Here is a 14,958-nt window from a genome sequence, read left to right on the forward strand (position 1 = left end):
ATTGCAAAGACCCGAGAAGGCATGACGCATCGAGATGATGGCCGAGATGACGGCCTTGTGGCTGCATTGCTTGTAAAGTGCGTCGGAACGAGAAGATATTGTCTTGAATATCGTCCTGCGGTCGCAGCATGGGCACCATGATCCAAATCGCCTTGAGATTGATTGTCGCATTGGCTCGAACCCTCTTCCGGTTCGGGATGGCACTCCTTTTGCTGCTGATCATCGCCGGTGGTGCAAGTTGGTGGTATCTCGATAAGCACCTGCCTTCGCCCGAAAGCCTGCGGGGAGTGCAATGGCAAGTGCCCTTGCAGGTTTATACCCGAGACGGCCGACTGATCGGGGAATTCGGGGAAAAACGCCGAACCCCCTTGCGGCGAGCGGAAATCCCGCAGCGGATGATCCACGCCTTCATCGCCAGCGAGGACGATCGTTTCTACCAACACCCGGGGGTCGACTGGCAAGGATTGGTTCGGGCCGCCGCCCACCTGATCCGCACCGGCGAAAAAGGACCCGGGGGCAGCACCATCACCATGCAGGTGGCGCGCAACTTCTTCTTGGGAAGGGAAAAGACCTATTTGCGCAAGATCAACGAGATTCTCTTGGCCCTCAAAATCGAGCGCCTGTTCACCAAGGACGAGATCCTCGAGCTTTATATCAACAAGATTTTCCTGGGGCATCGCGCTTACGGTGCCGCCGCCGCTTCGCTGGTCTACTACGGTCTTCCCCTTTCGGATTTGAACTTGGCTCAGATGGCGATGATCGCAGGCCTGCCCAAGGCTCCCTCGCGCTTCAATCCGGTTACGAATCCCGAGCGGGCCATCGCCCGCCGAGATTACGTTCTCGGTCGCATGCTCGATATCGGATATATCAGCCGTTCGGAGCATGATAAGGCCCAAGCGGAAGGGGTCACGGCGAAGGTCCATGCCTTGGCGGCGGAAGTCGAGGCTCCTTATATCGCGGAAATGGCCCGCGCCTATATGGAGGAAAGATACGGCGAGGAAGCCTATACCGCGGGCTACAAGGTCTACACCACCATCGAGGGTCCTTTGCAAAGCGCGGCCAACGACGCCCTTCGCAATGCGCTGCTCGCCTATGACCTTCGTCACGGCTACCGCGGACCCGAGGGGCGGCTGGCGACATCGATATCCGAGGCGGATTCCGAAGAAGAGAAGGAAGCGCCGCAATCTCTCTCCCAATCCTCGAACTCGTCTTCGGCGATCATCGAAGAGGCGAGCGCCAATATCCCCGCTCCCGATCCCGAGGATGCCTTGCGCGATGATCTGGGAAAGATTCCGGTTCTCGGTTCATTGCACCCCGCCTTGGTACGAAAGGTCGATCGAGACGGCATCGAACTCTCGGTGCGCGATATTGCCGATCCGGTTCGCGTTTCCTTTGCCGATATGGAATGGGCAAGGCCTTATATCACCCCCAATCGCCTCGGTCGCAAGCCCAAAAAGGCGGCGGATGTCGCAAGTTTGGGCGATATCGTGCGCTTGCAGAAAAAGGACGAGGGCTTCGTCCTTTCCCAAGTCCCGGCGGTCGAAGGGGCATTGGTCTCTTTGAGCCCGAAAAACGGAGCGATCCTGTCATTGGTCGGGGGCTTCGATTTCCGGCGCAGCAAATTCAATCGCGCCACCCAAGCCAAGCGGCAGCCGGGATCGAGTTTCAAACCCTTCATCTACTCCGCCGCTTTGGAAGCGGGATTCACCGCCGCCAGCATCATCAACGATGCGCCGGTGGTCTTCGACGATCCGAGTCTGGAAAGCGCTTGGCGACCCGAGAACTACAGTCGCAAGTTCTTCGGCCCCACGAGATTGCGCACCGCTTTGTATAAATCCCGCAACCTGGTCTCGATTCGCCTCTTGCGGGAGATGGGGATCGACCATGCCTTGGAGCATCTCGCCAAATTCGGCTTCGATCCCGACGCCCTGCCGCACGGACTCTCCCTCGCCTTGGGCAGCGCCGATCTATCCCCGCTCGAAATCGCAAGCGGCTATGCGGTCATCGCCAATGGCGGCCATATCGTCATCCCTCATTTCGTGGATCGGATCGTCGATATCGACGACACGACGATTTTCACCTCCTCCGCCCCGACGGTCTGCGAGCCGGAATGCGAGCCGGGCGTCGTGCCCGCCCCTCGCACCTTGGATGAGCGCAACGCTTGGCTGATGTACTCGCTATTGCGCGATGTGATTCGTTCGGGGACCGCCCGAAAAGCGCTGAGCTTGGAGCGCAGCGATATCGCGGGAAAGACGGGAACCACCAACGATCAGCGCGATGCGTGGTTTTCCGGCTTCAACGCCGATATCGTGGCCACCGCTTGGGTCGGCTTCGACGAGCAGGCCTCGCTCGGGAACAAAGAAACCGGGGGGCGCGCCGCCTTGCCGATGTGGATCGAGTTCATGGAGACGGCGCTGGCGGATACCGCGCCGAGCCAGTTGAAGCGTCCGGATAGGATCGTCACCGTACGCATCGACCCCGCCACCGGCATGCTCGCTCCCACCGCCCAAAAGGATGCGATCTTCGAAAGTTTTCGCAAAGATCGCGTCCCTTCGCAGATGGCGGAGATCCCCTTGCAACGGCCCGCAGGCAGCACGTCGGATGAAGCGGCGCCCGCTCCGGCCAGCGTCACCGAAAGACTCTTTTGATGAAGGCAACCGTATCGAAGGGTGCCTAAACTCTATCGAGCCGCGGCCTTGCCGCCCCTCATCCGCTCGCCTTTGGGATCGTAAAGCGCGCTCCAAGCGGCGCGGGCCGGAATCCTCTCGCCCTCGACCAAGATCTCCCAGTCCCCGCTTTCGACCCATTCCCGCCGAATCCTCGTGTCGGATTTCGCATAACCGAGTCCCACCGCCCCTCCCAATGTATGGCCATAGCCCCCGGATGTGAGATAGCCGACCACGGTGCCCTCCTTCAAGATCGGCTCGTGGCCGAAAAGCATCTTGGAGGGCTCTTCGAGCAGGAATTGCAACAATCGCTTCGCCGGCGGATTCTCGATTTGACGGGCGATGGCATCGAAGCCGATAAAAGGAATCTCCTTGTTCATTCGGCACAGCCAACCCATGCCGGCCTCCACCGGGCTATCGACATCGGAAATATCGTGGCCGAAATGCACGAACTTCTTTTCCAATCGACACGAATCCAAGGCATGCATCCCCGCCAAGCGCAGGCCATGATCGGCGCCGACCTCCAACAAGCGATCGAAGGCATGCCGCGCCTGATCCGTCGATACGTGCAACTCCCATCCGAGCTCGCCGACATAAGAGACCCGCGCCGCCCTGGCCAAAACGCAGCCGATCTCCACCTCGCGCACGGCGCCGAAGGGGAATGCGGCATCGGAGAAATCCGCGCCGGTGATCTCTTGAAGCAGAGCGCGGCTATGCGGTCCCATCAATCCGAAGATCGCCCATTGCGCGGTGATATCGACCGCGATCGCCCGCATCTTAGGATCGATATGACGATCCAGCCAAGCCAGGTCGCGACGAGCGGCGCCGGCGCCGCTGATCACGCAGTAGGTCTCTTCGTCGATGCGGGCCAAGGTGAGATCCGCCTCGATACCGCCGCGCTCATTGAGCCAGTGGGTATAGACCATCCTTCCGCAAGCGATATCGACATCGTTGCAGCTGATGCGTTGGAGGGCGCGACAGGCATCGGGGCCCTTGACGAGGTATTTCGCGAAACTCGATTGATCGAAAAGGGCCACGCCCTCGCGCGCCGCTCGGTGTTCCAAAGCGCAGTGCTCGAACCAATTCTGGCGCCCGAACGAATGCTCGTAGACCGGCGACACCCCCTCGGGGGCGAACCAGTTGGGCCGCTCCCAACCGGCGGCCTCGCCGAAACAAGCCCCTCGCTCCGCCAGACGTTCGTGCACCGGGGAGTGGCGCACATCGCGCGCGGTGGCGTATTGTCGATAAGGATAGTGCCGGTCGTAGAGCAAGCCCAGGGTCTCGGTGACGCGCTTTTCGATATAGGCCTGCGTATTTTGGAAAACGAAGGTGCGGCGCAAATCGTTGGCGGTGAGATCCATCGGGGGATGGCCCTTGTCCAGCCACTGCGCACAGACCTTGCCGATGCCTCCGGAGTTGACGATGCCCACCGAGTTGAGGCCGCAGGCGACATGAAAATTGCGCACCTCGGGGGATTCGCCGACATGGAATTGATCGTCCGGCGTGAAGCTCTCGGGGCCGCAGAAAAAACTGCGCCAACCCACCCTTTGCAGGCGCGGGATCCGATCCATCGCATCGGCGAGGATCGGCATCAGCTGTTCCTCGACGTGGCCCGGCAACTCGTCGAAACAAAAATCCTCGGGGATATCCTCGATACGAACCGGGCGGGCCTTGAGTTCGAAAGCCCCGACCAGCAGGCTACCGGCATCCTCTCGATAGTAGGCACCTTTATCCTGATCGCGCAGCACCGGCAAATCGGGGGGAAGATCGAGGAGCTTCTCGGTGTGGGCGTAATAGTGCTCGCAAGCATGCAAGGGAATCGACACTCCGGCCAAGCGTCCCAGAGCGCGCGACCACAGCCCGGCGGCGCAAACCACGAACTCGCAAGCGATCTCCCCTTGCTGCGTTCGCACCGCCTTGACCTTCCGGTTCTCGATACGAAATCCCTCGACCCCGACGCCCTCGACACAGCGCACGCCTTGCGCTCTCGCCCCCTTGATGTAGGCGTTCACCACATCGACCGGACTTGCCATTCCATCGCTTGCAAGCCATGTTCCGCCGAGGAGATCGTCGGTGCGCACCAGCGGGTGAAGGTTCGCCACCTCTTCGGCGGTGATCATTTCCATCTTACCCAAACCGAAGGCATTCCAAGCATCGGCGAGCCTTTTCAGCTCGGCGAGACGATCCCGGCTGTGGGCGATGGCAACGCTGCCCACCTCGCGAAATCCGGTGGATTGACCGGTTTGGGACTCCAGATCTGCGAGCAGCTCGCGGGTATAGGCGCAAAGTGCGGCATGGGTCTCGCTCGCGCGGGCGGTGCCGATCAGACCGGCGGCATGCCAGCTGGTGCCGCCGGCGAAGCGTTGGCGTTCCAACAAGAGGACATCGGACCAGCCGAGTTTCGCCAGATGCCAAGCCACGCTGGCCCCGGTGACGCCGCCGCCGATGATGACCGCGCTCGCCCGATCGGGCAGATTCACCGAATCGCTCATGAGAATGTCTCCTTCGAAGCCAAGGGCGATAGGCCGATGGAATCGATGCTTGCATCGAGATGGGATCATCGAGATCGATGGGGATGTCCCCGATAACGACTCCGCTACCGGCCGGACGATCTCGCTTTTGCGGCGATCGCATCACCCGCATACCGCCCGGATCCCTCCGCCAATGATAATGATCCCCTATCCGGATCCGCCGACGGGATCGCAAAATCGACGATCGTCAACGGTCGAAGGGGCCTTGGGTGCGGCCATCTGCGCACCGAGGATTCATCGATGACGACAACCGGCGCCGATGCTCTTTCGGATGCCCTTTCGAAGACTGCGAGGTTTGCCGAACCATTCGCATCGAGGGCGATGGAGCCCGCTTTCGATCGCCGGATCGAAGATCGAGGCGCTTGTCAAACCATCTCTTGGGGATCGACATCGACCGACCAGCGCACCCGGCGAGCCGAAGGCAAGGCCTCCAAGGTCTCGATCCAAGGGCCGAGAAAACGCTGCAAGGCGGAGCGGGAGGAGGCTTCGATCAGAAGCTGGGTGCGCCAACGTCCGGCCCGACGCTCCATCGGAGCGGGGGCCGGACCGAGAATCGAGATCCCGGTCGGAGCCCGAGCCCGGCCCCCGGCGGCCGCCTCTTTGAGAAAGACCTCCGGGAAACGCCTTTGCATCGCCTCCGCCCGCACCAGCGCCAGATTCGCATAAGGCGGCAGGTGAGCGCGCCGCCGCTCATCGAGCGCACCGTCGCAAAAGGTCCGATAACCCTCGAGGATCAAACCGCGCAGGAGGGGATGTTGGGGGTGGTGGGTCTGCAAGATCACCCTTCCGGGTCGATCGCCTCGTCCGGCGCGTCCTGCTACTTGGATCAGCAGCTGGGCCATCCGCTCCGTGGATCGGAAATCGACGCCGAAAAGTCCGCCGTCGGCATCCAAAATCGCGACCACGGTGACATTCGGGAAATGGTGTCCCTTGGCGAGCATTTGCGTGCCCACCAAGGCATCGACCTCCCCCGAATGCACCTGCGCCAGCAAGGATTCCAAGGCCCCCCGCCTCCTTGTGCTATCGCGATCCATGCGCGCCACCCGCAAGCCCTCGATCCTCGCCTCCAAGGCTTGGGCCACCCGCTCGGTCCCGATCCCCAAACTGCGCAGATCCTCGCAACCGCATTCGGGGCAGGCAAGAAGGAGGGGCTGCTCGAAAAAGCAGTGGTGACAGCGCAAGCGGCGATCGGCATGGTGCAGCACCAGTTGGGCGTCGCAGCGGGAGCAATCGGCGATCCAGCCGCAGCCATGACATAGATAGCGAGGGGCGTAGCCGCGGCGATTGACGAAGAGCAAGACCTGCTCACGGCGGGATCGGGCATCCTCGATGGCCTCGATCAGGGGATCGCTCAACCCTTGGGCGAAGGGACGGGAACGCAAATCGACGACATCGATACGAGGCATCCGCGCATGTCCTGCGCGATGCGAAAGCACCAAGTGCCGGTAGCGCCCCCGCCGGACATTCTCGATCGCCTCCAAGGACGGGGTGGCGCTGGCGAGCACGACGGGAACGCCGACATTGCGCGCCCGCATCACCGCCAGATCGCGAGCGGAGTAGCGAAAGCCCTCTTGCTGTTTATAGGAGAGATCGTGCTCTTCGTCGACCACGATCAATCCGGGGCGGGCAAGGGGGACGAAGACCGCCGAGCGCGTTCCCACCACCACTTGGGCCTGGCCGTCGCGGGCGCTGGTCCATGCGGCCAGGCGTTCGCCATCGGAAAGCCCTGAATGAAGGGTTTGCACTTGGCAGGAAAGGCGCTCGCCGAAGCGGGCGATGAGCTGCGGGGTCAGGCCGATTTCGGGGATCAATACCAGCGCTTGGCGTCCGGCGGCCACCACTTCCTCGATCGCCCGAAGATACACCTCGGTCTTGCCGCTGCCGGTCACCCCCTCCAACAAGAAGGGGGCGAAAAGCCCGATTTGGGCCGATATCGCATCGGCGGCATCGATCTGATCGGCATTCATCCGCAAGGGGGAAGGGGTGAGATCGCAAGGCTTTGCCTGGGGCTGCGCAAGACGGGGAATCTCGGCATGAGGGACGGGGGTCTTGCGCAAATCGCATTTCTTTCCCGCTGCGGCATCGGTTCTTTCGATCCCCTCGTCTCGTTCTCGCACCACGGTGCCCTTGTCGATCAACGCCTGCAATGGGCGGCGCCAGTTGGGAATTCCGGCCTCGACGAAAGCCTCTTTGAGCGCCTGTTCCCGAACCCGATTCCCGCCGGCCCTCTCGCCGGCATGATCCCGGATCAGGCGCAACAAGCGCTCTTGCACCGGGGCGGCGGATAGGCTCGATTCATGGAGGGCTCGCTCGCCGGCGACGGTGATCGAGTACTCGGGATCGCAGGCGAAGGCATGCAGCCCCCTTCCCATACGCAGCAAGCGAGGCAGGGTGCCGACGACGACCTCCCCCACCGGATGCTGAAAATAGCCGCTCGCCCATCGCAGAAGATCGAGCATCGATTGGTCAAGCAAGGGCTCTTCGTCGAGCACATCGAGCACCCGCTTGAGTTTGGTGATCGGCAAATCGCTTTTTCGGGCGATCCCGATCACGATTCCGATGGCGGCGGTGCGCCCGAAAGGCACTCGCACCCGCATTCCGCTGCGAATCGGGAACGATCCGGGGATCGCCAAGGGGGGGAGATAGTCGAAATGGCGCCGCAGCGGGGTCGGCACCGCCACTTGGATGATGGCCTCGGCCATCACCGTCGTCTTTGCAAGGCGGTGCATCAAGGCGCTCCTTCGTAGGATTGCGAGCCTTCGCCGGGCGAGGGGAATTCCGCCAACAGAGCCGCCACCGCTGAGATCTTGGCGCGCCGCACCGGACGGTTGTCCACCGATCCCAGCGGAACGCGCCGATGCAATCGGCCCGAAAAGACGATCAAGGTGATCGGCATGTCCTTGGAAGAAAAGAGAAATGCGGGCAGGGATACGACATCGCCCCCGGCATCGAAGCGAAGCCGGGCCTCGCTCTCCCGGTAGCGGATACGGCGCTCGATCAAAAAGAGCGCGACCTCCTCCGGCGGATCGCAAAAAAGATGGAGGCATATTTCACTGTGGTGGTCGACATCGCCTTCGAGGACCTGGCCGACCAAACGCGGACCGAAGGGTTCGAGCAACTGCATCGTTTCGAGGGCGCATCGACGCAAGCCCTCCAAACGCCCTTGCCCTTCGTCATCGAAAATCCGCCGACGCTCGATCCTCGCATCCTCGATCTCGCGATTGCGCGGTAACCCCGAAGGCTTGGTACGAAGACGCTGCGCCGCCTTGAGTTTGGCCATTCGGTGATCGAGGCTACCGCTTTCGATCATCCACTTGGCCGCTTCCTCGGCGATGCGCTGTCGATTCCGGTTCTGCTTCGTATTCATCGCAAGAGACTCCGAAGGATCCCGTTCGACCCTTCAAACGATGATCGAGATGCCGACGATGCGATCCCTTGGATCGCTATCGACCGATTCGAATATCGATGCCCGCTATCAAAGACTCTCTTTCGATCATTGACCACGAGGAGCATCATTTGTTCAATTCATGGCGGGTTTTTTTCGATCCGCCGGCGATCCTCCCCATCTCCCCTCGGATATCGTCCGATCCCGAGAAATCGGCGAGGGGGCGAGCGGGGAAGAACGAGGATCGATCTCCGATGACATGCTCCGACGATCGGCATCGTCTTTTCTTTGCGCCCCGCTCTCTTTGCACCATCCTTATCTTTGCGCCCTCGACCGAGGGTTTAGAATCCGAATCAAGTATCCGGATCGAGGGCTCGATCCATCGTTTGGATGATCGGTGATCCGGGCAAAAGATCGGATGATTTCAAAAGCGCAAGGAGGGAAGCGGTCATGACATCGTTGATCATCGGATTGGTGCTCTTTTTAGGTGTCCATTCGGTTTCGATCGTCGCCCCGGCGTGGCGAGATCGCACCGCCGAGCGCTTGGGTCATGGTTGGCGGGCGATCTACAGCGTGATCTCCATCATCGGCTTCGTGCTGATCATCAACGGATACGGGGATGCAAGAGCCGAGGGTGTCTACCAACATTTTTGGGGACCTTCTCCTTCGCTTTCCATCGTCTCCTCGTTGCTGATGCTCTTCGTCTTCCCCTTGTTCCTGGCGGCCTATTTCCCGGGGCGCATCAAGGCTCGAATCAAGCATCCGATGCTGGCGGCGACCAAGGTCTGGGCTTTCGCCCATTTGCTGGCCAACGGCACCGCGCCGGATCTGCTGCTCTTCGGAGGGTTTTTGGTGTGGTCGGTGGGCGATCTCCTCTCGATGAGATACCGCACCCCTCGCGCCATCCCCGCATTGCCGCCCAAACCTCTCAACGATGTGATCGTGATCGTCGGCGGACTTGCACTCTATGCGCTCTTCGTCTTCTTGCACCCGCTTCTGATCGGCGTTCCCGTCGGATGATCGATGAACCTCGGGGCAAGGTCTCTTCGTGCCGAAAGCGCAATCGCCGATGCTTGAGCGATGCGCTTTTCAGATCTTCGCCTTGCGAGATCGACGACGCCCTCAATCGAAGATCGCCATTTGCCGATCGGTGATCGCCTCGAAACTCGTATCCAAAAAATGCAGCACCCCGTCGGCGGCGGGGGCGAGTTGGCGGCTTCGATAATGTTCGTAATCCGGACGAGGCAAGGGATGGCCCGGCCGAACCGGCTCCGGGCCGTTCGAAGTAACGATATAGCGCACATGGCGCAGTCTTTTTTCCGTGCCGAGCTTGCGCGCCGCCTGTACGTGGGGCGGAGCGTTGCGGGTGTACTCCGATAGCCGGCGTCGCAAGCGCTTGCGGTAGACCAAGGATTCATCGTGCAGTCCTTGGAGCATTTCCTCGGCGATTGAGCGAATGTAGTCCTCGAAGGGCTCGCCGATGAAGACTCGCCGGTAGAGTTCTCTTTGGAAACTGCGGGCCAGCGGCGTCCAATCGGTGCGTACGCTCTCGAGACCTTTGAAGATCAGCTCGTATTCGCCCTCGGCGTTGCGTATCAAGCCCGCATAGCGCTTCTTGCTGCCGGCGACGTCGCCTCGAACGGTGGGCATCAGGAATTTCAGGAAATGGGTCTCGAATTCGATCTCGAGATGGCATTCGAGTCCATGCTCCTGGCGGATCGAACGCTTCCACTTTTCATTGAGTTTCGATGACAGGCGGGATCCGCAAACCCCCGCTTTTTCCTCGCTGACTTGCGATCCGAGCAATACGAAGAGCGAATCCGTATCGCCGTAGATCACGTTCAATCCTTCCCCTTCGATCGCATCCCGGGTCCGGCGGATGATTTCATGACCGCGCCGGGTGATGCTGCTGGCAAGGCGCGTATCGCGAAAACGGCAACCGGCGGCTCCCAAGATTCCATAGAAAGAGTTCATCAGGATCTTGGTGGCCTGCGACATCGCCCCGTCGCCTTTGGCCTTGGCCCGGTCTCGCTCATCCCACAAGTCCTGCACGATCCCCGGCAGGATCGCCCCCTTGCGAGCGAAGGATGCGCCGGCGAAGCCCTCGATCCGATCCTCGCCCGGGGCATGCAGGGCATAAGGGTCGATGCCGAAGGTGCGGATGATGCTCGGATAGAGGCTTTTGAAATCCAAAACCAGGACGTTATCGTAAATACCGGGCTTGGAATCCAATACATAGCCCCCGGGGCTTTCCCCGACGGGAGCGCCGGCGGCATCGGGAGCCACCCTTCCCGCCCGATGCAGCCGCGGCAGATAGAGGTTGTCGAAGGCGGCGACCGACCCCCCGTAGCGATCCATCCCGAGCCCCGTCAACTCCGCCCGTCGCATCGAGAATTCGACCAGATCCGTGCGCTCGAAGATCGCGTCCACCAAGCGACAATCCTCGATGTTGTAGGCCGCAAGGCGAGGGCGATCATGCCGGTAGAGGTGGCTGATCTTCGATACCCGATCCTCCACCTGATCGATCCTCTTGCCCTTTCCCAAGAGCGCGCGCGCCACGGATTCGAGATCGAAGGATTCGAAGGACCAAAATGCCCCGCGCAGGCTCTCGATGCCGTCGAGGACCACCCGCCCGGGGATGCGGGCGATATGCAATGCCGAACGATCGCCGGGGCGCAGCACCACCGATCGCTCGCCGCCTCGCGCAAGGTCGAAGGGTATCGAAAGTCGCTCGCAGCGACGGGCGATGAAATCGAGATCGAAGGCGACCACGCTCCAGCCGATGATCATGTCGGGGTCGTGCTCGGCGAACCAAGCGAAAAGGCGATGCAGCAATTCGCGCTCGTCGATGAAGACCTCCACCTTGACATCGTCGCAATGCACCGGCTTGTCGCTGACCATCAACACCCGCTCGTCCGCCTTCGAAGACAGCGCCACCGAATAAAGCGCTCCGTCCAGGCCCTCGGTCTCTATATCGAGCGACACTCGAGTCGGGGGGCGGCGATAATCGTCTTTTCGAACCGCCGGATTGCGCATCTCCAAATAGCCATTGCGCCGCACCGTTCGACCTCGAGCGGCAAAACCTGCGGTGATGAAACGCTCCATCAAGAAACGATCCACCGGTTTGATATCCGATTCGAAGGTCTCGATACCCAAACCCTGCAGTTTGGATCGCATCTCGATCAGATCGCTTTGCCGACGGAAATAGAGCCCGTCGACGTCGACACCGGCAAAGGTCGAAAGCGTCAGCGAGCGCCGCTTGCATCCGCCTTCGATCGCTTGCGTGGAGCCGGGGATGAAGAAAACCGCATCCTCTTGGTTCAACAAAATACGCAAAGGACCGGCATCGGTGGTCGCCCACAAGGAGATCTCAAGCCCTTTCGGGGTATCTCGCCAGTGTCGAGTCAGCAAAAACGCTCGCAGTGTTTGCATGGTCGTTCTTCGTCAACCGCCGGTACTTAAGTTCGAGGATTCGCCGGATATTATGTTCATTGTCATCTTATATCGAAAAAAACGACCGCTTGGAAGCGGTCTGCGCAAACCATCGGTGCCCGCCGATCCCTTGCGGCCGGTCCTTTTCGAAAAAGACGCTCCATCGATCGTGAAAAAACGAAAAACCTTCGATTTTTTGCATAAAAAAGCGAAAAAAATCCGAAACATCCTTTATTATCAAGGGATTCTTGTGCGATACTCCCATCGATAGTTCACGACGGTATCATCGGGCTTTACGATCTTTTCGGAACGATTCGATTTCTGCGATCCGGGCTTTGCACCTTCTTGCCGTCGAGTGCGGAATATTTTTATCTCTCGATACCCATGATGACCCCGATAGCCTTCACTCAGGACATGCTGGCCGTCCTTCTTATTTTGGGCCTCACGATCTATTTTTTCGTTTCGGAAGTGGTGCGGGTGGATGTCGCGGCCTTGATCATCTTGATCCTGATCGGGGTCACCGGGGTGGTCCCGGCCACCGAAATATTCGACGGTTTCGCCAGCAATGCGGTGATATCGATCATCGCGGTCATGATCATGGGCGGCGGTCTCGATCGCACGGGGATCATGACCCAGCTGGCCTCGCGCATTTTGCGCATCGGCGGGCGGACCGAAAAACGCATCATCCCCATCATCTCCGGCACGGTGGGGGTGATCTCGAGCTTCATGCAAAATATCGGCGCCGCGGCCCTCTTTTTGCCGGTGGTCAGTCGCATTTCGGTCCGCGCGGAGATCCCCCTTTCTCGCCTGCTGATGCCGATGGGATTTTCCGCCATTTTGGGCGGCACCATGACCATGGTCGGTTCCAGCCCGCTCATCTTGCTCAACGATCTGATCGCCAATGCCAATGCCCGCCTTCCCGCCGGGGTGGAGCCGATGGCCGCTTTCCATCTTTTCTCCGTCACCCCCATCGGCATGACGATGCTGATCGGGGGAATCGTCTATTTCATGCTCTTGGCCCCTCGACTGCTGCCGGATACCCACGAGGCCACCGCCGATACCGCCTCCACCGCGAAATATTTCGAAGATCGCTACGGCGTCAATGGAATGATGTTCGAGGCCACCGTGCCCGCCGACAGCGCCTTGGTCGATAAAACCATTCGCGATGCCGAGAACGCCAAGGGGAATGTCTGGATCTTGGCGATTCGCTCGGGTAGAGAGACCGTTCTCGAACCCCCGATGGACTACACCATCCCCGCCGGCTCCACCCTCGCTCTGATGGGCGAAGCGGAGCAGGTGGAGGAGTTCGCCGAATCGACCGGCCTACCCTTGGCCACCAACTTGGAAGTTTTTCTCGAAACGCTCAATCCCTCCCACTCCGGGATTTCGGAGATCGTGATCCCCCCGGCCTCGGAGATGGCGGGCCGGACGGTCCGGGAATTGCAGATGCGCAAGAACTACGGCATCCAAGTGTTGGCGATCCGGCGCCGGGAGGAGACCATCACCCACGATATCTCCCAAGTCTCGATCGAGGAAGGCGATACCCTCGTGCTGCACAGCGACTGGGAAGATCTGCATCGGCTGGCCCAGAATCGGTCGGTGGTCGTGGTAACCAACTACCCCCACGAGGTGGTCCGCCCCAATCGCGTCTATCATGCCTTGGGGTTTTTCCTGCTGGCCATCGGTCTTGCGCTTTTCAGCGACATGCGCCTGTCCTTGGCGCTGCTGACCGGGGCGGTGGGGATGATCGCAAGCGGGGTGATCACCATCGACGAGGCCTATCAATCGGTCGGCTGGCAAAGCGTCTTCTTGCTCGCAAGCCTGCTGCCCTTGGGGATCGCCGTGGATACCACCGGGACCGCCGCTTGGATCGCGCAAATCACCCTGCAAGCGATGGGCGATGTCCCGATCTGGGTGCTGCAACTTGCGCTGGCGGCCTTGGCAACCGGTTTCACCTTGCTGATGTCCAATGTGGGAGCGACGGTGCTGCTGGTGCCCCTGGCCATCAATATCGCCTTGGGCGCCGGGGGCGATCCTGCGGTCTTCGCCTTGGTCGTGGCCTTGGCGGCCTCCAACTCCTTCATCATCCCCACCCATCAGGTCAACGCCTTGATCATGGGGCCGGGCGGCTATCGGGTGGCGGATTTCATGCGCGCCGGGGGCTTCATGACCCTGCTCTTTCTGGCTATCTTGATCCCGATGGTCAATCTGATCTTCTAGCCGATCGTCCGGCTGATCGGCCGGGCACAAAGAGCGCAAAGCCGATCGAAAAGGAGCCTTCATGCGATCCTTCGATGTCATCACCGATGGCTTGCTCTTTCCGGAAGGACCGATCGCGATGCCCGACGGCAGCGTGCTCTTGGTGGAAATCGCCCGCGGCACCCTCACCAGGGTTTTGCCGAACGGCGATCGCGAAATCGTCGCCGAGACCGGGGGCGGACCCAACGGTGCCGCCATCGGACCCGACGGTCGATGCTATATCTGCAATAACGGCGGCTTTCGCTGGGAGATCGATGCCGCCGGACGCCGCCGACCCGTGGCCCAAGCGGATGATTGGAGCGGCGGGAGGATCGAGCGCGTCGATCTCGCCGACGGGAGCGTCGAAATCCTCTACGACTCCTGCGACGGCCACCCCCTCAAGGGACCCAACGATATCGTCTTCGATCGAAGCGGGGGCTTTTGGTTCAGCGATCTCGGCAAGGTCCGCAAGCGCGATATGGATCGAGGAGGGATCTATTACGCCCGCGCGGATGGCAGCATGATCTGCGAGGCCATCCACCCGATGCTGACCCCGAACGGCGTCGGCCTGTCACCGGACGAAAAAACCCTTTATGTCGCGGAGACCGAGGGCGCGCGCCTGTGGGCCTATCCGATCGTCGGCGAGGGCGAAGTGGCGCAAGAAGCATTTCCGGCCTCGCTCAATGGCGGGCGGCTGATCACTTGC

8 protein-coding genes are annotated in these 14,958 nt (G+C 60.8%); 4 read left to right on the forward strand and 4 right to left on the reverse strand.

Annotated features, from left to right (window positions below; genetic code table 11):
- Positions 1-197: 197 nt before the first annotated feature.
- Complete coding sequence (locus BF99_RS0113635; RefSeq protein ID WP_025771340.1) at positions 198-2,648, forward strand: penicillin-binding protein 1A; 2,451 nt, start codon at positions 198-200, stop codon at positions 2,646-2,648.
- Positions 2,649-2,680: 32 nt separating this feature from the next.
- Here the strand turns inward: BF99_RS0113635 and BF99_RS0113640 are convergent, their stop codons facing one another.
- The 3 genes from BF99_RS0113640 to BF99_RS0113660 form a co-directional block, all read right to left on the reverse strand.
- The gene (locus BF99_RS0113640; protein WP_025771342.1) at positions 2,681-5,158 is read right to left on the reverse strand and encodes a GcvT family protein; all 2,478 of its coding nucleotides are present in this window, start codon (positions 5,156-5,158) and stop codon (positions 2,681-2,683) included.
- Positions 5,159-5,562: 404 nt separating this feature from the next.
- Positions 5,563-7,926, reverse strand: a complete 2,364-nt coding sequence (locus BF99_RS0113655) for a primosomal protein N' (RefSeq protein ID WP_231471393.1) — start codon at positions 7,924-7,926, stop codon at positions 5,563-5,565.
- Complete coding sequence (locus BF99_RS0113660) at positions 7,926-8,564, reverse strand: hypothetical protein (RefSeq protein WP_025771347.1); 639 nt, start codon at positions 8,562-8,564, stop codon at positions 7,926-7,928. The genes BF99_RS0113655 and BF99_RS0113660 overlap by 1 nt, the downstream gene beginning before the upstream one ends.
- A gap of 468 nt (positions 8,565-9,032) precedes the next feature.
- Here BF99_RS0113660 and BF99_RS0113675 point away from each other — a divergent pair, with 468 nt between their 5' ends.
- Positions 9,033-9,602, forward strand: coding sequence for an NnrU family protein (locus tag BF99_RS0113675; protein WP_025771350.1), 570 nt, complete (start codon positions 9,033-9,035; stop codon positions 9,600-9,602).
- 102 nt (positions 9,603-9,704) lie between these two features.
- Here the strand turns inward: BF99_RS0113675 and BF99_RS0113685 are convergent, their stop codons facing one another.
- A complete protein-coding gene (locus BF99_RS0113685) occupies positions 9,705-12,014 on the reverse strand; it encodes a DNA polymerase II (RefSeq protein WP_025771351.1) in 2,310 nt (769 codons plus the stop codon).
- 387 nt (positions 12,015-12,401) lie between these two features.
- Between BF99_RS0113685 and BF99_RS0113695 the strand changes: the two genes are divergently transcribed.
- Positions 12,402-14,234 carry an SLC13 family permease gene (locus BF99_RS0113695; protein WP_231471394.1) on the forward strand — a complete coding sequence of 611 codons (1,833 nt, stop codon included), beginning with the start codon at positions 12,402-12,404 and terminating at the stop codon, positions 14,232-14,234.
- A gap of 61 nt (positions 14,235-14,295) precedes the next feature.
- Positions 14,296-14,958 (forward strand): SMP-30/gluconolactonase/LRE family protein (locus BF99_RS0113700; RefSeq protein ID WP_025771357.1); only part of this gene is annotated, 663 nt, incomplete at its 3' end.

It is taken from the genome of Thioalkalivibrio sp. HK1, assembly GCA_000583135.1.
Taxonomy (GTDB): domain Bacteria; phylum Pseudomonadota; class Gammaproteobacteria; order HK1; family HK1; genus HK1.

Coding starts and splice junctions, on each gene's coding strand:
- BF99_RS0113640 (WP_025771342.1), bottom strand. CDS start 5,158: ATGAGCGATTCGGTGAATCTGCCCGATCGGGCGAGCGCGGTCATCATC.
- BF99_RS0113685 (WP_025771351.1), bottom strand. CDS start 12,014: ATGCAAACACTGCGAGCGTTTTTGCTGACTCGACACTGGCGAGATACC.
- BF99_RS0113675 (WP_025771350.1), top strand. CDS start 9,033: ATGACATCGTTGATCATCGGATTGGTGCTCTTTTTAGGTGTCCATTCG.
- BF99_RS0113695 (WP_231471394.1), top strand. CDS start 12,402: ATGACCCCGATAGCCTTCACTCAGGACATGCTGGCCGTCCTTCTTATT.
- BF99_RS0113635 (WP_025771340.1), top strand. CDS start 198: ATGGCACTCCTTTTGCTGCTGATCATCGCCGGTGGTGCAAGTTGGTGG.
- BF99_RS0113655 (WP_231471393.1), bottom strand. CDS start 7,926: ATGCACCGCCTTGCAAAGACGACGGTGATGGCCGAGGCCATCATCCAA.
- BF99_RS0113660 (WP_025771347.1), bottom strand. CDS start 8,564: ATGAATACGAAGCAGAACCGGAATCGACAGCGCATCGCCGAGGAAGCG.